The organism is Balneicella halophila (assembly GCF_003096835.1).
Lineage (GTDB): Bacteria > Bacteroidota > Bacteroidia > Bacteroidales > Balneicellaceae > Balneicella > Balneicella halophila.
Genome location: NZ_QENZ01000004.1, coordinates 112,144 through 138,035 on the forward strand (window position 1 = coordinate 112,144; position 25,892 = coordinate 138,035).

Consider the following 25,892-nt stretch of genomic DNA (forward strand, 5'->3'; position numbering starts at 1 on the left):
GTTATTTGTAGAGGAGAACAGAAAGTTTATCTGGTGACAGCGTTTCATTTGCAACTTCAAGAACGTGCGAAGATGTAATTCGCTCAATTTTACGGTATATCTCTTTCATGGTAGTTACTTTGTTATATACCAGTAAGCTTTTGCCAATGCTGAACATTTGTGCTTCTTCTCCGGCAGCACTTATCATTGTTTGTCCAATGAGCTGTTGCTGCACTTTTTTCAAGGCCGCAGGAGTTAACCTTTTTGTACATAATGCTTTTAGCTCTCTATTTATTAGGTTGATGCATTTTGTGTAATTTCCATTGTCTGTACCAAAATAAATCCCAAAGATTCCCATGTCTGAATAGGGGGTATAGCTGGCTTCTGTATGGTAAGCGTATCCATATTTTTCACGCAAAACCATATTGAGTTTTGAGTTCATTGCAGGTCCTCCAAGAAAATTGCAGACTAAGCTAAAAGGAAGTCGTTTTTTCTCTTTCAAATTATACGCCAATCCTCCAACGACGCAATGTGTTTGATAGGTGTTTCTGTTTACAAAATCCTTTTTAGGTAACTTCTCTGTTAGTATTATAGGGACACGTTTGTAATTTGAAGAATGATTCCAGTCTCCAAAATATTTCTCAGCCCATTTACAAAGTTTCTGAAATGGAATATTACCGACAGAGCTTATCACCATTTCCTTAGGTGTGTAATTACGATGTACAAATCTTTTAATATCTTCTTGTGTAGTATCTCTTACGCTTTCAGGACTTCCTAAGGTGTTTCTACCCAGCGAGTTGCTCCCTATAATAAATTCTTCAAAATCATCGAAGATAAGTTCAGATGGAGTATCTAGATAAGAGTTTATCTCATCAATAATAATTTCACGTTCTTTATTAATTTCAGGGACTGGAAAAACGGAGCGAAGTAATACATCGCTGAAAAGCTCTATAGTACGTTCATAATATTCGGTAAGAAAAGTTGCATGTACACAAGTTTCTTCTTTAGTAGTGTAAGCATTTAACTCTCCACCCACACTTTCAAGTCGATTAATGATATGTCTTGCTCTACGGTTTGTTGTTCCTTTGAACATCATGTGCTCAGTAAAGTGGGCAACTCCCCATTCATTATTCATCTCATCTCTCGCCCCGGCATTTATAAATACACCACAATAAGCAACAGCACTTTTGCTCTCTAAGTGAGCAATGCGTAGCCCATTTTTCAATCGATGTATTTGTACTTCTTCTTCCATTTCTCGTTTTTAAGAACTGACAAAGGTACAAAATTCAATGAACTCCTACATTTTTTTTACCTTTGCAACATGAAAATAGGAAATTTAGACTTGGGAGAATGCCCTGTACTCTTAGCACCTATGGAGGATGTCTCAACTCGACCATTCCGCTTGTTGTGCAGGCATTTTGGAGCAGATTTACTTTATACAGAGTTTGTATCATCTGATGCTTTGGTACGGTCGGTAGAGAAAACTTTCAAAAAAATGGAGGTTTTAGATGAAGAGCGGCCTATCGCGATACAGATTTATGGAAAAGATATTGATGCAATGGTAGGAGCAGCTAAAATTGCTGAAGAAGCTAATCCTAATTTTATAGATATAAATTTTGGTTGTCCTGTAAAAAAAATTGCAACCAAAGGTGCGGGCTCAGGCATGTTGAAAGATATACCCGCAATGTTGAAAATGACGGAAGCTATTGTTAAGGCAGTAGATCTACCAGTCACGGTGAAAACTCGTATTGGCTGGGATGAAGATAGTCGGGATATTGTGACGATAGCTGAGCAATTGCAAGATGTAGGGATTCAGGCACTTACGATTCATGGACGTACTCGTTGTCAAATGTATAAAGGAGAGGCCGATTGGGAGTATATCGGAGCAGTAAAGAATAATCCACGAATGCATATTCCTATTATTGGTAATGGAGACATTACAAATCATATTGTCGCTAAAGAACGTTTTGATACCTACGGTGTTGATGCCATTATGGTGGGAAGAGGAGCAATTGGAAAACCTTGGATTTTTAGAGATATTAAGAATTATCTAAAAGATGGCAGTGAGCCAGAACCCGTTAGTTTTGATGAACAACTGAATATTCTTAGGATGCAAGTAAAGTCTGCAATGAAGTGGCTGGATGAAAAGAGAGGTATCTTACATATGCGTCGTCACATGGCAGCTATGTTCAAGGGATTGCCTCATTTTAGAGACCTTAGAATCATGATGTTGCAAGCCGATACAATGGAGGAACTAGAAGATGTCTGGCAACAAATGAGTGAAAAGTACGGGAATAATTAAATAGTCTCATTAAATTTAGTTAGCTTTAGAGCATACTTTACAGTTAATGCTTTATCGATTTCTCCAATCTAACCCAGGGATTCGATTAATTTTACCGCTTATTTTAGGAATTCTCCTGGGTAATTATGTTAGTATCCAAAGCAGTTATTTGCTTTTATTACTAGGCTGTGTCTTTTTATTGAATTTTATTTTTATCAAACTCCCTTCTTTAAAGAGCAGAGGAAGTGGAAAGTTAATTTTTTTATTTCTAGTAATTTTAGGCATTTTTTTAGTTCACCATAGTGAAGAAAGTTATGCACCTCCCAAAAATCTAAAAACACATTATATTAAAGCAATAATACTAGATGGTGCTAAAGAATCAAAATTTAATCTTTCATTTCCCATTCGAGTTTTTATGCTGGAAAATGGAGATGAGATTCAATCTACAAATTTTAAGAGTATTGTCTATCTTCCGAAAGATAGCGTAGTGAGATCATGGAACTATGGAGATACAATTATTGGTGAGCTTAATTTCTCTTTGCTGCATGATAATTCTAATCCTTATGCTTTTAATTACGCAAATTTTTTACAACGACGACAAATCTATTGTACTGCAAGGGGGAAATTCGAAAATATAAAGTGGAATCCTATAGTTAGATTTTCTATTTACAGATTTGCAAGAGAGGTACAAGAGCATCTCAGTGGTATATTAGAAAAGTATATTCCAGATGTAGAAGCAAGTGGATTTTTGCAAGCGATGACTTTAGGAAATAAATCTGAACTAAATACTGAGGTTCAAAGTAATTTTTCGACTTCTGGAGTCATTCATGTTTTGGCGGTTTCGGGACTGCATGTAGGAATCCTATTTTTATTGATAAATATAGTTTTGCGTCCATTGAGAGGAAGTAAACGAGGAAGAATATTCTTAGTCTGCACTGGGGTGACTACAATATGGGCATTTGCCTTTGTTTCTGGTTTATCTGTATCGGTGATTCGGGCTGCTACTATGTTTAGTATGATGCAATTTGCTTTACTAAGTTTGAGACCTTATCGTATTTATAATACTATCGCAATCTCTGCATTTCTTTTATTACTTTACAATCCCTTTTATATTTACGAAGTTGGTTTTCAATTATCATATTTTGCAGTGCTTGCTATCGTTACTTTTATGCCTCTTTGGGAAAAGAAGATTCAAAGAAAAAACAGATGGTTTGATAAGTTCAGACAACTGATATTTGTTTCCCTGGCAGCTCAGCTTGGTGTTGCTCCTCTAATTTTATATTATTTTCATCAATTACCAACGTATTTTTTGTTAGGGAATTTAATTGTTTTGACTCTTGCACCATTTATGTTAGGAGGGAGTCTGTTAGTAATATTACTTTCAGCATTGCCTTGGCTTGCAGGCTTCTTTGGGCAAATAGTCTCTTGGTTTACTGAAATTTGTCTTTGGATTGTAAGCAGTATTGCAAAGTTACCCTATGCAACATGGATTGACTATTCACTAGATTTCTATCAATTATTCATTATCTACAGCATTTTACTACTTTCAATCTTTTACTCTATTAAAAAAAAGGGTTTCTACTTTTTCCTGATGTTAGGAATGGTTCTCACACTCATATCTTATACTTCAATAAGAAGTTTTCAAGAGGTTAATCAAGAGATTCTCGTTGTCCATCAAGTTAACAATAGCAGTTGCTATAGCCTACTGAAAGGTCAGAATGCAATACTATATTCTTCTAAAAATCTAACTGATAATACGATGGAGTTCGTAGTAAAACCTTTATGGGATGCAAGAGGCATTAAGAGTTCTTCAAAGGTGTTGTTATCCAAAAAAGCAACTGAGGAAAGTTCTCGTACAAAGTACAAACATTTTTTAATTAAAAGAAAGCACATTGTTCTTTGTCCATTCCAGTTGCCAAGTCTGGAGAAAGCGTTTGATATTGATATTATTGTCTTTGGAAAATATAGTGAATGGGAGAGTGCATTGAGGAATTATAATCCGAGATTAATTATTTTAGATAGTTCTTTTTCCAATAGACAAAGCCAAAAACTCATAAAGGAGCTCTCGGCTTTATCCTATTCAGTATATGATGTTAATTCAAAAGGTGCTTTTGTCTTAGATTAACGACCACTTTTTATGCAATCTTGTACTTCATCAATGGTAATAGGTATTCTCTTGTCACCTAAAATTTCACAACCCTTTTTCGTGATGAGTAGATCATCTTCTAAACGAACACCTCCAAAATCTAAATAATCATTAAGCTTGTCATAATTTATAAAGTCTGTGAACTTGTTTTCGGACTTCCAAAGATTTATCAAATCAGGAATAAAATAGATGCCGGGTTCATTAGTGATAACGAAATCCTCTTCTAGTTTTCTGCCTAATCGCAAGTAGGCCAAACCAAATTGCTCACTTCGCTTAACTTTATCGTTGTAACCTACATAATCTTCACCATAGTCTTCCATGTCATGTACATCCATACCCATCATATGTCCTAGTCCATGAGGCATAAATAGGGCATGAGCTCCAACTTTTACAGCATTCTCAACATCACCTTTCATGATGCCTAAGTCCTTTAACCCCTCAGCCATTATTTTACACGCAATTAAGTGTAGTTTTTTATAGGTTTCTCCAGGTCTTGCTAAATCTTTGATAGTGTTATTTACTTTTAAAACAATGGAATAAATTTCCTTCTGTTTAGTTGTAAATTCTCCACCTACGGGTGATGTACGAGTACAATCCGAAGCATAACCTGTAAGCCCTTCAGCTCCACAATCAGTGAGCATCAACCGACCTTTAGTAAGAATTCCATCATGAGAATGATTATGTAAAGTTTGTCCGTTTTGGCTCAATATGATAGGGAAAGATATACCGGCACCTTGTGAGAGAGCGACACCTTCGATAGCTCCAGCGATTTCTCTTTCGCTTACTCCAGGATGACACATCCGCATTGCAGTTGTATGCATATCATACGCTATATTGCAAGCTTTTCTTATTTCCTCTATTTCAATGGCTTCTTTTTTAGAGCGCATGTCAACCAAAGCTTTTATTAGTTTTTCAGAGGCTTTACTTTGAACGTAAGTATATTTTATACCTAATAAATTGCTTATTCTTAAAATATTATTGGCTCGATATGGAGGGAGATAATGAATCTCTCTATCAATATTTTGTGATAGAAATGAATCTAATTTTTTTAATGGCATAGTTTCATTGACACCTACCTGAGCAGCTATATCTTTAACCTTAGGTTGTGTACCCATCCAAATAATATCGTCAATTTCAAAATCATTGGCAAAAATATATTCTTTACCATTATCAATGTCAATAACGGCAGCAAACCCCGGACTATTAATTCCGAATAAATATCGGAAAGTACTGTCTTGCCTGTAGCGATAGGTATTAGCCGTAGCATTCATTGGTGATTCGTCATTGCCCAAGAATAACATTAGTCCTTTTTTTACTGCTGTTGCCAGTTTTTGTCTTCTATTTTTGTAAACTTTTGTATCAAACATATTGTCATTATTTTTTAGTGTCCAAAATTAAGTACGGTGTATAATTGTTTACGTTGTTTATAGTATTGCAAACCATCTTCATTTGCGTTAGTGCGTATAAATTGGTCTATAAGTCTAGAGAAAACAGTAGAAAATGTAAATTCAGACGCAGGATAAATTTCAGGATCATGAATTTCATTTAATTTACTGATGTAAAGACGAGCCATCATTTCTACACTTATATCTTTCTTGTATATTTTTTGAGCGATGCCTTTTTCAATATTCTTTTTTACTTTATCATATATGTATGCCAGCCTCTCTTGGATATGTTTTTCATAGATAGTAGGGAATTGCTTTTTCAACCCTAAAGTCGTGCCTGGGCTTAAATAATGAAATCTTTTATTGATTTCTTGTCCTACAATCAGCAGAATATCTATCGCATTCATATTCTCAAAGTCAGTGTCTTTAAATATTTGCTCGAATGAAGCTCGTTCATAAGCTAAAAGTTGCTCTACCAAATTACTGAGCGAACCATACTTTAAAAGCACATTAGTCGCATCTATGCCATTTTTCTCAGCATCTTCAATAGAACTGTTTTTCAGTCCGTATTTATATATAAAGAGACGAATTTTCTTTAATTCTTCTTCATTCTCAAAATCCATAAGCTGTATCTAAAAACAATCTTTTAAAATTACAAAAAAAATCAAGATACTAATTCAAAATCTAACTGTTTTGCAGCTAAGTCTGCCTGGGCAACTTGTACTTTTATTTGATCGCCAAGCTGAAACTTTTTATGATGGTATTTCCCCCTGATGCAATAATTATCTTCATCAAAGATATATTGGTCACCTTCGAGAGTACGTAAAGGTATCATTCCCTCACATTTATTTTCATTGAGTTCGACATAAATTCCCCAGTTAGTCACACCGGATATCGTTCCCTCAAAAACTTCACCTAATTTATCTTGCATGAATTCTACCTGCTTGTATTTTATAGAATCACGTTCTGCATTAGCGGCAAGTTTCTCTCGGTTTGAACTGTGTTCACATTTTTCTTCATAAACCTCTTCGTCTGCTGAAGGTTTTCCATCGAAATAATCTTGTAGTAATCGATGAACCATCACATCTGGATATCGGCGTATAGGTGAGGTGAAGTGTGTGTAATAATCAAAATTCAATCCATAATGTCCAATGTTCTCAGTAGAGTAAATGGCTTTAGACATAGAGCGGATTGCCAAAGTTTCAATAAGGTTTTGTTCCTTTCTACCTTCTACTTTCTTCAGAATATCATTTAATGATTTTGTTATGTTCTGTTTCTGGGGATCAGGAACTCTGTATCCAAATTTAGCTACAAATGTAGTGAAACTCCGTATTTTTTCAGGATCTGGGTTGTCATGGATACGGTAAACGAATGTCTTTGGTTTCTCTTTCTTTCCTATCGATCTTGCAACATATTTATTAGCTAAGAGCATAAATTCCTCAATGAGTTTATTGGCATCTTTGGATTCTTTGAAAAATACACTCAGAGGTTTACCATTTTCATCCAAAATGAACTTCACTTCACTTCGATGAAAGTCAATACTTCCCTTAGTAAAACGTTCTTTTCTGATTAATTTTGCTAACTTGTCAAGTGTTAAAATTTCTTCAGAATAATCACCATTTCCAGTTTCTATTACTTGTTGTACTTCCTCATATGCAAATCGGCGATCAGAATTTATTATCGTACGTCCTATCCAACTTTTATGTACTTTAGCATTATCATCCATCTCGAAAACTACTGAAAACGTAAGCTTATCTTCATTCGGACGTAGAGAGCAAAGGTTATTAGACAAGACCTCTGGTAGCATCGGTACTACACGGTCAACTAGATATACTGAAGTAGCTCGCTTGTAAGCTTCCTTGTCAAGTATAGAACCAGGCTTTACATAGTGTGAAACATCTGCAATGTGAACTCCAACTTCCCAATTTCCATTTTCTAGCTTTCGTAATGACAGGGCATCATCAAAGTCTTTTGCGGTGGCAGGATCAATGGTGAATGTAGTAACATTTCGAAAATCCTTACGTCTTTTTATCTCGCTTTGAGTAATTTCTGTTGGCAACTCTACAGCAGCCCGTTCTACTTTGCTTGGAAATTTTGAGGGCAGTCCGTATTCAGCCAAAATAGCATGCATCTCAGTGTCATTTTCGCCTGGAGCTCCAAGTACTTCCACGATTTTCCCCATTGGGTTTTTAGCTTTTGCTGGGAAGTCTGTAATCTCAGCAATGGCTATTTTACCATCTTTTGCACCTTTTAGTAACGCTATAGGAACAAAGATATCATAAGGCATGTTTTTATCTTTTGGCATTAAAAAGGCAAAGTCTTTCAGCACCTCCAACGTACCTACAAATCGTATCTTTTTACGTTCTAAAATTTCTACAATTTCACCCTCAGGTTTTCTTTTCTTTCGTGGCGGGAATAAATATACCTTTACTCGATCACCAGGCAATGCTTTGAAAGTATTTTGAGCCGCAACAAAGATGTCTTGGTCTTTATCTTCTACCATTACATACGCATTGCCACTTGCCGTCATATCTACAATTCCTTCAGCATAGCTGCGTGATACCTTTAATCGAAATTTTCCCCTGTCACTCTGTGTTAATACTCCATCATCAACAAGGCTTTCAAGCATTTTTATAAGTCTTTGGCGCTCTGGGAAAGTTTTGAATTTTAGTTGACGGGCTATTTGTTTATAATTAAAATTTTTATTTGGATAATTTTTGAAAATACCCAATACTGTAGTTTCTAGCATTTCTGCTGTTAACTTTTTATTTCGTGTCATATTATTGTATTTTTTTAATTGTTTTGCACAATTATTATACCGCAACCTTACCTTTTATATGAGGGTAGGGGTTGTAATCTGTCAATGTAAAGTCTTCAAATTTAAAATCGAAAATGCTATTTATTTCTGGATTGATTAGCATCTTTGGAAGCGCTCTGGGAGTACGAGTTAGTTGCAGTTTTACTTGCTCCAAATGGTTTTTGTAAATATGAGCATCACCAAAGGTATGTACAAAGTCACCAGGTGCTAAATCACACACTTGTGCCATCATCATAGTAAGTAGTGCATAGGATGCTATATTAAAAGGGACACCAAGAAAAATATCAGCGCTGCGTTGATATAATTGGCATGATAACTTACCATTAGTAACATATAACTGAAACAGCGTGTGGCAAGGCGGTAGTGCCATAGTTTCAATATCAGCAGGATTCCATGCTGTCACGATATGGCGCCTTGATTCAGGATTATTCTTGATGCTATCTACAACTTGCGTTATTTGATCAATTGATTCATAGGTTCCTTTAGGCCATGAACGCCATTGGTAACCATACACTTTACCAAGGTCTGCATTTTCATCAGCCCATTCATCCCAAATCCGAACACCATTATCTTTAAGGTATTTTATGTTTGTATCACCGGTAAGAAACCACAATAGTTCGTGAATAATGGACTTTAAATGTAGTTTTTTTGTGGTAAGCAATGGAAATCCCTCACTTAAGTCAAAACGCATTTGATGACCAAAAATACTGAGCGTGCCCGTACCTGTTCGGTCATCACGTGCAGTACCTTCCTCGAGTACTCTTTGTAGCAATTGGTGATATTGTCGCATGGTATTTATTCGTTATTTTTTTGATCCTTTATGGATAATTGTACTTTTTCAATCCGTGTATTGGTCACTTCTAATATTTTGAACGAAAAGTATTCATTGATATGGATTTCTTCATTAATCTTAGGAATATCTTCTTTAATATGAAGAATCAGTCCTGCAATTGTTTCATAATCATCTTCATTGGGAAGATACAGATTGTATTTATCATTCAAATAATCAATCTCTTGTCGTCCTGAGAAAATATATTCCGTGTCACTGATTTTCTTTTCAATCAAGTCGTTTTTATCATGCTCATCTTCTATCTCGCCAAAAATCTCTTCCATAATATCTTCAAGGGTAACGATACCCTCAGTCCCTCCAAATTCATCTACGACTACAGCAATACCTTTGTTTTCTTCATTGAGTCGCCGTAACACTTTTTGGGCAGGCATCGATTCAGGCACTATGGGGACATCGCTGACCATAGCTTTAATCGATTTTGGATTTCGAAACAAAACAGAAGAATGAACGTAACCAATGATATTATCGATACTTTCTTTGAAGACTATGACCCGAGCATAACCGGTTTCTATAAAAAGTTGTTTTACAGTCTCGACATCTTCTGATAGTTCAACTGCAGCAATCTCAGTACGAGGTATCAAACATTCTTTAATCTTTATTTCTGAGAAATCTAAGGCATTTTTAAAGATTTTAATGTCTTGGCTCTCGATTGAGTGCTCATCTTCTTGATTATCTTCAGCCACTTCCTCTTCAATAAGCGTATCTAAATCTATTTTTCCAAAAACAAATTCAGTCTTGTAGTTGTCCGATTTATCACCTAGAATATATCGACTAACAAAAAAAGAAAAGAACATCGTTAATTTGGCAAGAGGATAAAGGATGATATATATAATAATACCAGGAATGGCAAGTATCGACAGCATCTTGTTAGGGCTTATACTAAATAAAATTTTAGGTAAAAATTCTGCTGTAAGTATGATGATGAATGCTAAAGCTATAATTTGAATAACAAGTACCCAATGCGGAAAATTACGGATAAAGTTGTCAGAAAAAACTTGATCCACCATAAACTGGGAAGAATAAATACCATAGACAATAAGTGCAAAGATATTTCCCATTACCATAGTGGTAATATACTGCGTTGGATTTCTATAAAATAAATGTAATATTCGAGCTGTTAGAGTTTCTTGCTTGATAATTAATTCTAATTTCAGCTTATTAGACGAGACAAAAGCTACCTCCATTCCGGAGAAAAAAGCGGATAGCAGAATGCTACAAATAATAATAGAAATTGTAGTTACCATATACGAACAAAGATAGTAATTTTTATCGTGTCTCTGGTTGCTTTTTATTCAGCTTATCAGAAGTGATACTATCTTGGTTTTTGCGAAGTTCAATGTTTTCATAGTTCACCTCGCCTTGTGTAATATTATAGAAAACGGGGTTATTAAAGGCTAAGTCAGACTGAAAACCTTCGGCTACAGCATCTCTTATTTGATTAAGTTTGTTGATAACAATTTTAGCATCTGAGTGTACAAGATTTTTTTGTTGTTCAATAAAAACGTAGTCAGTCACTGCCATTGTGCTATCTTGTTTACGCTCAATAGTTACATTACCCCAAAGCTCATAATATTGCTCTGGCTCTATTACATAGGCAGAGTCTGCCGTTAATTCAAAGTTGGTGTTTGAAATGGAGTCGTATTGCCAAACATGTATACCATCTGGACAAATGTAAATGTAAGGATTATCGTCTTTATATTGTTCAATTGTTTTAGGAATGTAGGCTTTGAACGTCACTATTCCATTTCTGGATTGTTTGATTTCGATGTTTTTACCAACGATTTCTGGTTTAGTCGATTCATTCAGTTCTTCCCAATCCTTGATAGTGTTTTTGTTAGTACAAGAATAAAAAAACACTGCCCCAACTAATATCAGGGCAATGTCTCTTAAAATTATATTCTGTGATGTGAAAATCACTTGCTATATTTTTTAATAATCTTATTTACAACGTACTGTAGTTGTACCACCAATCCATCCGCCTACACTTACAGATTGTCCTTTTTTAATAGAGTGGAAGAATAACTCGTCACAAGGAGGGAAGTACCCGCTACATCTATTGATGAAAGCTTGTGCTTCGCTAGCAGTTTCGGGGTCATTCTTGGCTTGTGCTGCTTTATCGACTGCAGCCCATACTGCTTTAGATCTTGTAATTAAATCACCTTTTGAAGAACCTAAGTATGCTTTTGCAATAATCAATTTTGGCTTACCCCAGTCTGGTCTAATTTCTAGAGCTTTGTTTGCTTCTGTACGTACAGTGCTGTAACGACTCTCTGCTAAGGCGATATTTGCTAACATGTAATGAATGTCTGCCTTACGTAGCTGGTCTGTTTCCATGTTACTTGCTTCTTGAATATACTTCTTAGCTTGAGTCATGTCTTTTGCTTTAAGGTAACGAATACCTAATGAAAGAGCTGCCTCTGATGTAGGTGCAATTTTGTATAAACTTTCTGCGATATCAGCATACAATTGTGAGTCAGTACACTCAAAACGGTTTAGGATACGAACGATTGATAATAACTCTTCTTTGTTATTTTTGTTCTCTTCATATTTTGATGCAAAGATGTTCTGTAATGTATTACAATCTGCAGCTTCTGAAAGAATAAAATATTGCTGAACATTATTCAACGCTTTAGCTGTCCTCTTCAATACTTTAGGATTTTTTTCAACATCATAAATGTTGTTAATCAATGTATTGAATTTGATGAAGTTGTTAACTACTTCGTCTTTACCAATTTTCCCATTTTTATATAAATCTGTTGTCGCAGCCATAGCTCTGTCTATAACGGTAGCTTCAGACTCAACACCAGCTTGCTCAATAGATTGCATCATATAATCGTATGCTTTCTTTACATCCTCAATGTCATTCTTTCTATAATTGTATAGATCATAACCTTTTCTTCCTAATAAATAGGCTTCATTATAATGTTTGTAATGTGCCCAATATTTAGCACGTTGATCCCATAGTTGCATTAATTCATCAATGTACTTAGTATCTTTTGTTGATTTGTACATTTCTTTTAGAATTTTATTTCCGTCACTGTAAGGGGTTAATTGAAACTTTGGTGCGTTTTCAATAACGTATTTCCAGTGTGGATATGCATCCTTATAATTCTTGTTTTTAAACATTTCTTGATACATAGATGCTTCCATCAATGTTTTTACACTGTCTGTTCCAAACTTTGATTGTGTGTCTTTGCATTGTAATTGCCCCATAGCGAAGAAGGCTATAGTTAGCATAATTACTGTTGTTACTACTTTTTTCATCTTATTTTGCTGTTTTTAAAATTTTCATCTTTTTTTATTCGTAGAGAACTTTTTGGAACCAAGCTTCAAACAATGTGAAACTTACACTTATTCTTGCAAATTTTTCTTTTACTAAATTATTATCTGTTGTTCCTCTTGTTCCTAATTCTAAAGCAAGGTTCATGTAAGAACTTCTTACTGGTATTCCTAAACCTGCTGTTACTCCATAGTCTCTGAGTTGTGTTCCGTTTATCTCCAAGTTAGAGTTTTCATAATAGAGACCCGCTCTATAGCTTATTCTATCAAAGAACTTTCTTCCTGAGAATTTATTGGGTGTATATTCCATCCCTAATGCTAATCTATAGCTGTCATTCATCTTTGTTGACACCACTGTATTCTGTGTGTTGAGTGTTGCTACGTCTCCCCAAGCTTGGTAGTGCGCATCGGCAGCAACTGTCAATTTTGAAGTGTTAAGTGCAATCCCTATGCCAAACCTGTTGGGTAATTCAACAGTGTTTTTGTCAGTTTCCTTGTAAGATATTGTGTCAGAGGTGTATGCATTATGTTGTCTGTATAAAAAAGCTTTGTAATCTCCTGTTAAATCCGTTTTATTTCCAAATGTTGCTCCTAAATTAAGAGTTTTATCTTCTTTGATTTCTAGCTGATATTGAACTCCTATATCTACATTAATATTTGAAACGGTCAGTTCTTCTTCACTATTAAAGGGTAAACCTTGACTACCTCCTTCAAATCTCAAAGCTTTAGTTGTGGATATTTTTCCCCAGTTGTAATTCGTATTTATACCAATGGACAAATTACGAGATAGTTTGAAAGCATTAGTGATATACACCTTATTAATACCTCCTGATCCGGTATATTTAGTATTGTAATTTCCTGTGTTTTCGTTTTCAAAGTCAAAATTAAGATCGTAACCTACATTCGTAACTTTTCTAACGCCTGCAGAAACACCCCACCATTTTTTTAGTGAGAAACCAAGGGCAAAGTATTCAAGATTCAGCTGTTTTTCATTTTGCTTGGCTTCATTACTTTCTAATTGAGTAAAACCACCAGTAGTACCTAAATCAAAAAGAAAAGTAGTACTGTCTAGAGTTGTATAGCTGGCAGGATTAAGTGTATTTAGAAAAAAACCATCTCTTAAAGCTATACCAGTGCCACCCATTGCTTTATTTCGGGCAGTACCCTGCGTAGCTAGTTCCCCGATACCAAAACGAGAATAAGGTGAAGTTGTAAATCTTTGTGCCAGAATAGTCTGGGTGCTGAGCAGCAATATTAGGATCAATAATGAAAATATGCTTACTTGTTTACGGTGATTTATCATAAAACTGGTGCAATAATTTTTGTTAAGCGAGCTACAAAGATGCTATTTTTTACTTTTATATCAAAAGTTAATGTTGAAAATGGACATTAAAAAATGTGAAATTATTGTGACCTATGGTTTATCTACAAATGATGAAGCAGAATTATTTGTTAGAGTTTCACTCATATATAATTTATGAATCCCGAAATATTTTACAACCAGCCATAACAGAATAGCGTAGGCAATACTTCGTAATAGAATCGTAAGAATATAGTTAATAATATCATTATTTGAAGGTAAGATGTTTGGGATGGGAATAAAATATAAACCAACTAGTAATGCAATGCTTAAAACTATTTTTATGTCTTTTTTTCTTATTGGACTGATGTTTAGTTTCTTATACACAAATATGCTTTTAGCCACTGCATTTAAAAATAAAATAATTGCAGAGGTTATTGCTGCTCCTATAATTCCATAAGTAGGTATAAGAAGATAGTTTAAAAATATTAGTAGAAGGAGAGCAGTCATTTCAAATAATAAAATTTTCTTATAAAACTTTGAATATTCGAGAACTGCATGGTTGCTTATAAATAGAGACTCAAGAACTCTACCTGTTCCCAAGATAAGGACTGAATATTTGACTGAACTGCTTCCAAATTTATCTCCCAAAATCAACATCAACTCTTCGATATTAATCGTTATTCCCACAAAAAGGATAAGCGTGGAAATAGCAAACGCCACACTTATTTTGTGATATTTAGGAGTAAATTCTCCAATACTGAGGGTTTGAAAATCTCTCGAGATGATACTTCTAGAGGTTTGCATCAATGTATTTTTGGGGATAAGCAGAAAGCTCATAAAAAATATAGCATATGTATAATAAGCGACTTCAGCTTTTCCTAAGAAACTCCCAATCATTTGAATATCTATCTTAGTGATAAGAACAGCTGCAGAGGTTGCGGGTAATGCGTATAATGAATAACGCAGGATTTCTTGGTAATTCTCAGGAATCTTGAATATAAAACGAAATTGATCCTTTTTTATTTTCCAAACGAATAATACCAAAAATACGAATGAAAAAATAAACTGCCCGAAGTATAGATAGGTAAAGGTGTTGAATGAAATCACATTATAATAGTAGAGTAGAATAGTAAAAAAGAACCAAAATCTTGTGAAGGTGTTATTTAAGAATGCGGGCATAGCAATTTTGAGCAATGCATGGCAGTAGGATTCAAAAAAAGCAAAGAGTGTCATACTAACGAGCAATGGGTAGAAAAACCATTTAATATCAGTTAGTTTACCGTCTATAAAAACTTCAACAGGGCGTTCTTTCGTGTAAATATAAAAACAGATAAAACTGATAGCTATCCCTAGCGTATTCATCCAAAATAGGAAAGATAGCAATTGCTCTCTCATGGGTTTTGGATACAGAGGATAAAATTTAATAATAGATTGAGGTGTTGCTAAAGAGGCAAGTATCAGAAATAAGCCAGCATAATTTAAGACAAATTGTAATGCACCCCAATTCTCTGGATGATCATGAAACAACTTAGGGATGATGAATATTGTGTAAAAAGTAGCCAGAAAAATACCCAAGTATGAAAATACCGTGCTCAAGAGTGTTTCTTTGGTCGCTTTATTCATCGATTAATGTCTATATATTCACAACAAATGTAGTACATTTTAAACATTTGCTTTTAGTTACAATAGACTAACTTATTTATATAGTGAAATTAAAGTTGCATATTTTGTTAATTCAAAATAACTTTACGCCCAACTAAATCATTATATAATTATGAATAAAAAGGGTAAAGCAGTTACGCAAAGTGCTAATCCAAACCTATTGAGCAGTTTTTTACTTCTCGCTTATGGTTTTGTTACTTGGCTAACACCTAATATGGATACGTTTGATTCAAATGGACCAAAATTCTTAACATTTTCGATATTAAATCTTCTAGTGTTTGCCATTTTAATATGGTATGTACGAAAGAAAAATGGTTTTAATTATCTATTTAGATTTTTTGATACTAAAGTAGGTTTAGCTTATGGGATTTTGATGCTATTCACATTGCTTTCATTTGTAAAAGCCATCAACATAAATGAGTCTATCTTACACTTTTCTAAAGTTTTCACAACATTTGCTGGTGCATGGTTTATAGGCATATTGGTTAGTAAAGATAAAAAATCACTCGTACCCGTTGCAGTTGGTTTGTCCATTTTGTTAATACTAGATAGTTTTCAGACATTTAATGGTATATCAAAATTTATAAATGGAGAATTGAAAAGTATAGGTTTGATAAAAGCATCTTATTCAAATAGAAATATTCTAGTTTCTGCAATGTTTGTCAAATTGCCATTTGCCTTATGGTTGTTTTATTTCCAAAAATCTTGGTTAAAATATTTAGGAGGACTAAGTTTATTCTTAGGTATTCTTGCTACCTTACTAATGGGAGCACGTGCCTTCTATTTGGGTTTAATCGCTCTAACTATACTTCTTTTAATCTATGCCTTTTTAAAGTCTAAAAAAGTCAAAAACCGAAAACCGCTTAAGCAATTTTTATTATACGTTCTCATTTTAGCTTTCTCATTCGGAATATATAGTTTTGTAGAAAGCAAAATGTATCCTAATCGAGGAACTGCTTTTGTTAACAGAATTGAGTCGATTACATCCACAACAAATAACAGTAACAAGCTCCGACTTACTTCTTGGGAAACTACTGCAACTCAAATGATACCTAAAGATCCTTTTTTAGGTGTTGGCGTCGGGAACTGGAAATTACGATATCTTGAGTATGAGAACAGCTGGAGTCCAACTTATACTTATATGTATAAAAATCACAATGACTTTCTAGAGATTACTGCAGAGTCTGGAATATTTGCTGGGATTGCCTTTGTTTGTATTTTCATATTTATATTTTGGTATTTTGCAGTTGCATTAATAAAACGTCCCGAGAGTGAAGAAGAAAAGTACTTCTTTTTACCAGCATTTGGAATCGTTGCTTACTTTTTTGATGCATTCTTCAATTTCCCACAAGACAGACCAGAAATACAGTCTTGGTTTGCTTTATACGTAGGTATGGCAGCGGGTATAGCACTTTTATTTTATAATGAAGATAGTCCATTGTTCAAGTATAAATTTAAGGGTAGAAGAATATTGAATCTCTTTTTGGCAATAATTACGGCTTTCTTACTCGTTTCTAGTGTATATATACTAACGTTAAATAAAAAGTCTTTAGTTTATCAACGGGATATTAAAGAAGATATTAATACAGGAAAATTGAAGCGCACCTATAATGACTTCAAAGATGTTTTTCCGAGTATTCCTGATATCACTATTTTGGCGGAACCCATAGCGATTCAAAAAGCGAGATACTTGCTCAATGAAAAAAAATATGACGAAGCTAGAAGAATTTTATATCATGATAATAGCAATCCCTTTGATGCAAGGAAAGAGTATTTCATAGCTATGACATTTTATAATGAGAAGCAGTTTGACAGTGCAATATATTACGCAAAAAAAGCATTAGATTTAAAACCATTCTTTTACAATACAAATACAATATTAGCTTCTAGCTATGAGAAAAAGGGACAACCTGATAAATCTATTGAAGTGTGGCGTAATTTTTTAAAAGGTGTAAAAAATAAAGAGCAAGCTTGGACAGTTCCAGTTTCGCTATTAAGGAAAAAAGGTAATTTAAAGGAAGCAGAGATGCTGATTGACTCAGCCTATCATTACTTGCCCAATAATAAAAACATACTCTCTCTTAGGAATAAAATCAAACAACAAACTGTAGCTACTCCATATCTGTCACTTTATAAGGAGGCTAGTAAGTTCTTTGTTTCTGGACAATACAAAAAAGCGTTGCCTTTATTTAATGAATTTATTGACAAAGTCCCAGAATCAGCTGAAGCCTATGGGTTTAGAGCTATTTGTTATTTTAAGTTGGGTAATTTTAAAAAAGCTATTGAAGATATTAATACAGAAGAAAAATTACTAGGTAATTTACCACCTAGCATGATTAATATCAGAGGGGCAAGTTATCTCAATGTTGGAAATAAAGAAATGGCTAAGGCAGACTTTAAGAAAGCCATGGATATGGGTGATAAAGATGGAAAAACAAACTATAATAAATTTTTTAAAGAAGAAAAGAAAAAAATATCTTTCCAGATTCCTGTGAAAAAATAGCTTTTTTGCAGGAAAATGGATAAAAATATTTGCAGTAAAAAAGAAAAGTATTATATTTGCATCGCTTTTGAAAGGAAGTAATACAAATTCCTCCTTAGCTCAGTTGGTTAGAGCATCTGACTGTTAATCAGAGGGTCCTTGGTTCAAGTCCAAGAGGGGGAGCACGAAATATCAGCCACTTACAGAATTGTAGGTGGCTTTTTTGTTTTATTGCTGAAAAAAGTTTTGACTTGTTTCGCACGAACAATCCAGCCTATGGTATTACAAAAGAAAACAACTATTTTAGTACTTTAAAAACTACTCAGCCAACTATGCAAAATAGCAGACACTATATAGGTCTTACAGATAAACAGGTCCTCCAAAATCGAGAAAGATATGGAGAAAATGTTTTGACTCCCCAAAAACGCGAACCTTTGTGGAAGCTTTTTTTGGAGAAGTTCGAAGACCCAATTATCAAGATTCTATTAATCGCTGCATTTCTTTCTTTAGGGATTTCATTTGTGCACATGGAATTTGCTGAAACTATCGGTATTTTCTTTGCTATTCTTTTGGCTACTGGTGTTGCATTCTGGTTTGAAAGAGACGCCAATAAAAAGTTTGACGTGCTTAACAAAGTGAAAGATGATACACTTTATAAGATCGTCAGAAATGAGAATATTTCGGAGATAGCAAAAAAAAATATTGTTGTTGGTGATGTATTGATTTTAGAAACAGGAGAAGAAGTCCCTGCAGACGGTAAATTACTGGAAGCAGTATCATTACAGATAGACGAATCTTGTTTGACCGGAGAACCCATTATTGATAAAACTACCAATCCAGATAGCTTCAATAAGGATGCTACGTATCCATCAAACTGGGTGATGAGAGGCACAAAAATAATGGATGGACATTGTATTGTTGAAGTTCTAAAGGTAGGGGACGAAACTGAGTTTGGTAAAGTTGCTGAAAAATCTACTGAAATGAGTGGTGAAGAAACGCCACTGAACAAACAACTTGACAAGCTAGCTAAGTTGATAGGTTTTGTAGGCTTACTGCTCGCTGTATTAACTTTTATCGTTCTTTTAGTTAAGGATTTATTTCTAGGTGAAATTCATTATCCTATGAATGCCATCGGTTTATTAGCTGTAGTAATCATAGCAGTAACTGTAGCCAGTGCGAAAGTGTGGGTACCTATTATTTATGATTATTTCGAGATTATGGGTAGAGATAAAAAACTTCCGAATAGTATAAAAAAAGGAAGCTGGTTCACTTGGTTATTGTATGGTGCAGGATCATTTATATCACTTTCTGTAATAGCTTATATTTTTGGAGTTAACCCCTTAGAAAGAGCTTCTTGGATAAGTATGGAAACTGCAGCTCATCTATTGCAGTATTTTATGGTATCTGTCACATTGATAGTTGTGGCTGTACCTGAAGGTTTACCTATGAGTGTAACGCTAAGTTTAGCTTTGAGTATGCGTCGGATGTTACAAAAAAACAACCTGGTACGTAAGATGCATGCTTGCGAAACAATGGGTGCGGCAACAGTCATATGTACTGACAAAACAGGAACACTTACCAAAAATCAAATGCAAGTGCACAAAGCCAATTTTTGGTGTATCAAAGATGAACAATTAGATGAGGATGTAAATAGTGATATCATTAGGGAAAGTATTTCTGTAAACTCTACGGCTTATCTTGATTTTTCTAATCCAAATAAAATAAAAACACTCGGGAACCCCACAGAAGCGGCACTTCTGTTATGGTTGCATAAACAAGGTGATAATTATTTAAAAATTAGGGAACAGTCTGATATTATTGAACAATTAACCTTTTCGCCTGAGAGAAAATTTATGGCATCTTTAGTGGAAAGCTCATTACTTCGGAGAAAAGTCCTTTATGTAAAAGGAGCACCTGAAATTATTCTATCAAAATGTGGTTCTATATTAACCACAGACGGATTGAAACCCATAGAAGGTTATCTTCCTGTGATTGAGGAATCTTTATTAGGCTTTCAAAAACAGGCAATGAGAACTTTGGGGTTTGCTTATGAGATTGTAGATGATACTAAAGATAGATTCGAGAATGGGAAAATCGTAAACTCAAATCTTATTTTCGTTGGATTCACTGCTATAGCAGATCCATTACGCGAAGATGTATCATTGGCCGTGCAAAAATGTTTAGATGCTGGAATTGAAGTAAAAATAGTAACGGGCGACACGCCGGGTACAGCGAAAGAAATAGGAAAGCAAATTGGTATTTGGAAAATCACGGATAAGCCTGAAAGTATAATTACAGGTAGCGATTTTGCCGAGCTTTCAGACCAGGAAGCTGTACAGCGAGTTCAACAATTAAAATTAATGTGTCGAGCTAGACCTACCGACAAACAAAGACTGGTACAGCTACTGCAAAGGAATGGGGAGATTGTTGCCGTAACTGGAGATGGCACCAATGACGCCCCAGCTTTAAATCATGCTCACGTAGGACTGTCTATGGGATCAGGGACCTCGGTAGCTAAAGAAGCCAGTGATATCACTTTACTTGATGATTCGTTTAACAGCATTACTACTGCAGTGATGTGGGGACGCTCATTATATCAAAATATACAGCGTTTTATTTTGTTTCAATTAACCATTAATGTGGTTGCCTTAGTTATCGTGTTTCTTGGTTCTATTTTTGGTTATGAATTACCACTTACTGTGACACAAATGCTTTGGGTGAATTTGATTATGGATACATTTGCTGCGGTTGCATTAGCGTCATTGCCACCAAACCCAGACGTGATGGAAAATAAGCCTAGAAAGAATGAAGACTTCATTATCACACCTAAAATGAGCTCTAATATATTATTTGTTAGTTTTTCTTTTATTATAATATTATTGAGCTTACTCTTTATTTTTGATAGGAATGGAGTCATTACGGCTTATGACTTAACACGTTTCTTTACCATATTTGTATTGTTACAATTTTGGAATATGTTCAATGCAAAAGCTTTTGGAACTGGTAAGTCGGCATTCTATGGATTACATAAGACCGTAGGGTTTCTAATTGCGTTGGTTACTATATTATTAGGGCAATTTTTAATTGTTCAGTTTGGTGGAGAAGTTTTTAGGACGGTGCCACTTACTTTGAGAGATTGGACAATTATTTTTGTTTCTACTTCATTAGTCTTATGGATAGGAGAGCTGGTTAGATTAATCAAGCGGATATATTAGTTCTCATCATAAAATGACAAAGAGCACTTACAAAGCGCTCTTTATCTTGTAATTAGAATGTATTTTCTTATTTTCCATAAATAGCTAGTCCACCTAATGAGGTTTCCTTATACAAATCTGGCAAATCGAGTCCGGTTTCTTTCATAGTGCGTACGACTTTATCGAAAGAAATAACGTGACGACCATCAGAGAGAAGTGCATAGGATGCATGACTCAATGCTCGTGATGAGGCGAAAGCATTTCGTTCAATACAAGGAACTTGCACCAAGCCATAAAGCGGGTCACAAGTTAATCCTAGATGATGTTCCAAACCCATTTCTGCAGCATATTCTATTTGGTAGTTAGTGCCGCCAAGTAGTTGTGTTGCAGCCGCAGAGGCCATAGCGCAACCAGTTCCAACTTCTGCCTGGCATCCAGCTTCAGCGCCAGATATAGAAGCATTCCATTTTACTAAGTTTCCAATAAGTCCGGCAGTTGCCAATGCTTTCAGTATTTGACTGTCTTTTAGCTTGTAAAGTCTTTTCTGATAATAAAGAACGGCAGGTAATGTACCTGATGCACCACATGTAGGAGCAGTGGAAATAATACCTCCGCTAGCATTTTCTTCATTGACTGCTAATGCATAAGCAAACAATAGAGTTCTATGCTGGTTAGGTCCAGAAAAATTGTGTGATTGACTTTGGAAGGTCGGTGCTTTTCTAGTCAGCTTGAGTTGCCCCGGTAATATCCCTTCTTTCTCCATTCCTCTTTTGATGGAATTAACCATCGTCTCCCACACCAATTTTAGATAATCCCAAATTTCGTCACCTTCGCACTCTTCCACATATTCCCAAAGGCGCATATTATTGGTTTGGCAGTAAGCTAGGATATCATCCATTGTCGTCATGCCATAAATGCTTTCAGTTTCTAATTCAGAGTTGTCATCTACGATAGAGCCACCACCCACACTATAGGCAGTCCAGCTTTCTATGAGATTATCATCGTTATCGAAAGATTCAAAAGTTAGGGCATTTGGGTGCTTAGCTAAAAACTTAGTAGGTTCCCAAACTAACTCCATGTTTTTATCAGCAAACGCTTCCTCTATAGCTTCACCTGTCAAGTGACCTTTACCGGTAGCAGCTAAACTGCCAAAAAGTGTAATTCTATATTTTGGATCATTAGGATGCCGAGCTAAAAATTGTTCAGCAGCTTTGCGAGGTCCCATAGTATGACTACTAGATGGGCCTTGTCCTATTTTATATATTTCTTTAATCGTTTCCATATCATTTCATCACTACAAAAGAAGTGCAAAAATAAGCATTTCATTATGTATTCATAGAATTTTGTAAAAGAATAACTGTTTTATAGCATTTTTTTAATATGTTCAACATTTATGCAGTTTCCAAAATGACTAAATCATTTGTAGTTGATTGATTATCATAGTATTCATTTAATGGGCTTGCTAATTCTAATAATGCAAGAAAAGAGGTGATTTTACTGCTAAAACTAATATTCTTGAAACATAACATTCATTTCATTTATTAGTAACTTGTTATTAACCTTAATCAGTCAGTCAATTTATTTCTTTTGTTGGAAATCAATATCAATACCGATGGAAACAATAGAATCAATCAACACTGAGCTATTCCTTTTACTCAACGGTAGTCACTATAAATACTTAGATACTATCATGTTTTATGCTAGTGATAAGTTATTTTGGATTCCTTTTTATTTAATTCTGTTTTTATTAATAATCAGACTATTTAAGATTAAGTGTTTTAAAGTTTTTATTGCGATAGCGAGTTTGATTACACTTTGTGATCAAACATCTGGTTTTTTCAAACATGCAATGAAACAATTGCGACCTTCTCATGAGCCGACATTAGAAAATCTAATATATTTGAGTCAAGCGGGACCAGGAGGTCAGTATGGTTTTGTCTCCGCCCATGCTGCTAATTCCTTTGGTTTAGCAACTTTTTTATTTCTACTATTACCTAAGAAATATAATTGGCTGAAAGGAATGATGTTGCTTTGGGCAGTACTAGTAAGCTACAGCAGGGTTTATAATGGAGTTCATTACCCTTCTGATGTTATATTTGGAATTATTACAGGTGTTTTTTATGGAACTCTGATTTACTTCTTTTTATCTAAAATAAAATTAACATCAAGGTATCGAGTCAAATACCCAAGAACTGAAATGGCTTTTGAATAAAATTTATGTATGTTATTTTTGTCTTTGAATAATGTTTATTTTAATTGAACTAAATTCGCCAAGGAGCTTTGTGAAATTTTAGCTTTTGGGGCATATTGCTTTCTTAAAGATTCTACTATAACTTCTTGTCCGGTTGTAACAGATGGACTTAAAGTTATCTCCAAGGTGTCAAAAGCTTCATCTTTTAAATGCATATCGTAAAAATCAAATCCTAAATCTTCTTGATTTCTAATTTTTTCGTCTGAAGGAAAGGTTAAGTAAGGATTATTTTCTCCTTCTATTTTTTTATTTAATCTAAAATGAATTATGAATCTTGATTCGTTCTGAAATTCCCAACGCTTATTTTTATATGAGGCATATAAAGATGGATCTATATCACTTAATATTTGATTTTTTTCCAATCTTTTCTGTTTGTTTTTTTTATGAACCTCTTGTATTGTTGAAATTACATTATCTACATAAACTATCTTTTTGTAAAATACATCGTTATTGTAATTTATGTAAAAGGGAAATGGTGTCAAATAAGGATTTATAAAAATCTTAGGCGGGAAAAATGTTTTATGAGCACCCGATAGGTGTAAGCCTGTGAATTTTATATTATTTGCTGAAATAATATATTCTTTGAACATCTCTTTGTGTAAAGAGATTCTTACAGCTCCATAATCTCCTCCATACATCTTCCATAACGGAACGTTTTCTTTTGATTCTTCAGTCCAGCATGAAACAAAGACATATTTTCCAAATTTCACACCACCAGTTTCTAAATTCCCCTCTTCTAAATCATCGACTTTATCCAATCGATTAAACCGAATTGTTCTATTTTTTAAAATTAAGGCTAAAGCTTCTAAACTTGTATAGTGATATATTCTCATAATTTTTACTTCCCGATACAAAAATTTTGGAAAATTGAGCCTAATATATCGTCTGTTGATATCTCACCAGTGATGCTACCAAGATGGTGTAATGCTTCTCGTATATCTTGTGAAATGAAATCCGTCGGGATACCTTGATACAAACCCTCTAAAATTCTTTGTGTGGCTTCTTCGGCTTTTTTTAGTAGTTCGTAATGCCGTAAATTACTCACGATAATGTTTCCACTGTTTTCTTTCATACCCAGATAATGAGTATGTAGTTTTTCGATGAGTATATCAGTATTTTTGTGGTATTTCGCAGAGATGCTTAAGATATTCTCCTTAGAGATATACTGTGAATAAGGCTCCGTCTCTACGGGTTTTAGGTCAGTTTTATTGATGATTAAGAGTAAAGTTTTACCCATGCCTTCTAGATAGTCTTGAAGCTTTTTTATTGCATTGAGATTAGCAATTAAAGAGTCCGTTGCATCTGCTAAAAAGAGTACAATTTCTGCCATATCTATTTTTTGCCAAGTACGCTCTATCCCTAAGCTTTCAATGGTATCCTGTGTTTCTCGAATACCAGCCGTATCTATAAATCGATATTCTACACCTTTTATAATAATAGTGTCCTCGACCACGTCGCGTGTGGTTCCTGCAATTTCAGAAACGATAGCACGTTCTTCACCTAAAAGTGCATTGAGCAACGTTGATTTGCCTACATTCGGTTTTCCAACGATAGCAACTGGAATCCCCTTTTTTATAGCATTACCTAAATGAAATGATTGGGCAAGATGATTGATTGTTGAATGCAACTGCTCGGCTAAAGCAACCAATTGGGTGCGGTCGGCAAACTCCACATCTTCTTCGCTGAAATCTAATTCGAGTTCTATGAGCGATACAAAATGCAGTAATTGCTTGCGAAGTTCTTTTAACTCTTCGGAATAGCCACCACGCATTTGTTGCATAGCCATTTTGTGAGAAGCTTCGGTTTGCGAACTGATAATATCAGCAACCGCTTCGGCTTGGGAAAGGTCGAACTTCCCGTTTAAGTAAGCACGTTGTGTAAATTCACCGGGTTGGGCTAATATCGCACCATTTTCTAAGAGCAAAGAAATGATTTTTTGCTGAATAAAAGAGGAGGCATGGCATGACATCTCAATCATATTCTCACCGGTATAGGAGTTTGGAGCACGGAAAAGACTTACTAAAACTTCGTCAATTAATTCATTTTCATCTCTTATTTCTCCAAAAGAAAGTCTGTGAGAGATCTTTTCTTCCAATGGTTTCTTGCCATAGAAGATTTTTGAAGCTATAGTAATGGCATCTGTTCCAGAAAGCCGTATCAATGCAATCGCTCCGTTTCCGGGAGGTGTTGCAATAGCGCATATAGTGGTGTCCGTAAGCATTCGCATATATTTATTAAATACAAAGATAGCAATTCGGGTGC

At 34.7% G+C, this 25,892-nt stretch carries 18 protein-coding genes and 1 tRNA gene; 6 read left to right on the forward strand and 13 right to left on the reverse strand.

The window, feature by feature from the left end; genetic code table 11:
- Position 1: 1 nt before the first annotated feature.
- Positions 2–1,231, reverse strand: coding sequence for a M16 family metallopeptidase (locus C7377_RS05465; protein WP_116496341.1), 1,230 nt, complete (start codon positions 1,229–1,231; stop codon positions 2–4).
- Between the two features lie 69 nt (positions 1,232–1,300).
- Here C7377_RS05465 and dusB point away from each other — a divergent pair, with 69 nt between their 5' ends.
- Together dusB and C7377_RS05475 are read left to right on the forward strand one after the other, a co-directional pair.
- Positions 1,301–2,281 carry a tRNA dihydrouridine synthase DusB gene (dusB, locus tag C7377_RS05470; protein WP_116496342.1) on the forward strand — a complete coding sequence of 327 codons (981 nt, stop codon included), beginning with the start codon at positions 1,301–1,303 and terminating at the stop codon, positions 2,279–2,281.
- Positions 2,282–2,327: 46 nt separating this feature from the next.
- The gene (locus C7377_RS05475) at positions 2,328–4,385 is read left to right on the forward strand and encodes a ComEC/Rec2 family competence protein (protein ID WP_116496343.1); all 2,058 of its coding nucleotides are present in this window, start codon (positions 2,328–2,330) and stop codon (positions 4,383–4,385) included.
- Here the strand turns inward: C7377_RS05475 and C7377_RS05480 are convergent.
- From C7377_RS05480 to C7377_RS05520, 9 genes are all read right to left on the reverse strand, one after another.
- Positions 4,382–5,773, reverse strand: a complete 1,392-nt coding sequence (locus C7377_RS05480) for an aminopeptidase P family protein (protein WP_116496344.1) — start codon at positions 5,771–5,773, stop codon at positions 4,382–4,384. The genes C7377_RS05475 and C7377_RS05480 overlap by 4 nt on opposite strands.
- A 14-nt stretch (positions 5,774–5,787) precedes the next feature.
- Complete coding sequence (locus tag C7377_RS05485) at positions 5,788–6,414, reverse strand: hypothetical protein (RefSeq protein ID WP_116496345.1); 627 nt, start codon at positions 6,412–6,414, stop codon at positions 5,788–5,790.
- A gap of 41 nt (positions 6,415–6,455) precedes the next feature.
- Complete coding sequence (rnr, locus tag C7377_RS05490) at positions 6,456–8,570, reverse strand: ribonuclease R (RefSeq protein WP_116496346.1); 2,115 nt, start codon at positions 8,568–8,570, stop codon at positions 6,456–6,458.
- A gap of 34 nt (positions 8,571–8,604) precedes the next feature.
- A complete protein-coding gene (locus tag C7377_RS05495; RefSeq protein ID WP_116496347.1) occupies positions 8,605–9,399 on the reverse strand; it encodes a thymidylate synthase in 795 nt (264 codons plus the stop codon).
- A 5-nt stretch (positions 9,400–9,404) separates the two neighbouring features.
- Positions 9,405–10,703 carry a hemolysin family protein gene (locus C7377_RS05500; protein WP_116496348.1) on the reverse strand — a complete coding sequence of 433 codons (1,299 nt, stop codon included), beginning with the start codon at positions 10,701–10,703 and terminating at the stop codon, positions 9,405–9,407.
- Positions 10,704–10,725: 22 nt separating this feature from the next.
- The gene (gene lptC / locus C7377_RS05505; protein WP_116496349.1) at positions 10,726–11,376 is read right to left on the reverse strand and encodes an LPS export ABC transporter periplasmic protein LptC; all 651 of its coding nucleotides are present in this window, start codon (positions 11,374–11,376) and stop codon (positions 10,726–10,728) included.
- Positions 11,377–11,397: 21 nt separating this feature from the next.
- Entirely contained in the window at positions 11,398–12,723 is a 1,326-nt protein-coding gene (locus C7377_RS05510) for a tetratricopeptide repeat protein (protein WP_116496350.1), read from the reverse strand.
- A 34-nt stretch (positions 12,724–12,757) separates the two neighbouring features.
- Positions 12,758–14,041 carry an OmpP1/FadL family transporter gene (locus C7377_RS05515; RefSeq protein ID WP_116496351.1) on the reverse strand — a complete coding sequence of 428 codons (1,284 nt, stop codon included), beginning with the start codon at positions 14,039–14,041 and terminating at the stop codon, positions 12,758–12,760.
- Between the two features lie 111 nt (positions 14,042–14,152).
- Entirely contained in the window at positions 14,153–15,664 is a 1,512-nt protein-coding gene (locus tag C7377_RS05520; RefSeq protein WP_116496352.1) for a lipopolysaccharide biosynthesis protein, read from the reverse strand.
- Positions 15,665–15,815: 151 nt separating this feature from the next.
- Between C7377_RS05520 and C7377_RS05525 the strand changes: the two genes are divergently transcribed.
- The 3 genes from C7377_RS05525 to C7377_RS05535 all read left to right on the forward strand — a co-directional run bounded on the left by C7377_RS05525 (position 15,816) and on the right by C7377_RS05535 (position 21,400).
- Positions 15,816–18,206, forward strand: a complete 2,391-nt coding sequence (locus C7377_RS05525; RefSeq protein WP_116496353.1) for an O-antigen ligase family protein — start codon at positions 15,816–15,818, stop codon at positions 18,204–18,206.
- 88 nt (positions 18,207–18,294) lie between these two features.
- A tRNA-Asn gene (locus C7377_RS05530) sits at positions 18,295–18,368 on the forward strand.
- Positions 18,369–18,517: 149 nt separating this feature from the next.
- On the forward strand, positions 18,518–21,400 hold the full coding sequence (locus C7377_RS05535; protein WP_116496636.1) for a calcium-translocating P-type ATPase, PMCA-type: 2,883 nt from the start codon (positions 18,518–18,520) through the stop codon (positions 21,398–21,400).
- 67 nt (positions 21,401–21,467) lie between these two features.
- On the opposite strand, the gene C7377_RS05540 is transcribed toward C7377_RS05535, so the two are convergent.
- Complete coding sequence (locus C7377_RS05540) at positions 21,468–22,661, reverse strand: L-serine ammonia-lyase (protein ID WP_116496354.1); 1,194 nt, start codon at positions 22,659–22,661, stop codon at positions 21,468–21,470.
- 330 nt (positions 22,662–22,991) lie between these two features.
- On the opposite strand from C7377_RS05540, the gene C7377_RS05545 reads away from it, so the two are divergent.
- On the forward strand, positions 22,992–23,591 hold the full coding sequence (locus tag C7377_RS05545) for a phosphatase PAP2 family protein (protein WP_116496355.1): 600 nt from the start codon (positions 22,992–22,994) through the stop codon (positions 23,589–23,591).
- A 35-nt stretch (positions 23,592–23,626) separates the two neighbouring features.
- On the opposite strand, the gene C7377_RS05550 is transcribed toward C7377_RS05545, so the two are convergent.
- A complete protein-coding gene (locus tag C7377_RS05550; RefSeq protein WP_116496356.1) occupies positions 23,627–24,463 on the reverse strand; it encodes a DUF2971 domain-containing protein in 837 nt (278 codons plus the stop codon).
- Between the two features lie 5 nt (positions 24,464–24,468).
- Positions 24,469–25,851, reverse strand: a complete 1,383-nt coding sequence (gene mnmE, locus C7377_RS05555; RefSeq protein ID WP_116496357.1) for a tRNA uridine-5-carboxymethylaminomethyl(34) synthesis GTPase MnmE — start codon at positions 25,849–25,851, stop codon at positions 24,469–24,471.
- Between the last annotated feature and the right edge of the window lie 41 nt (positions 25,852–25,892).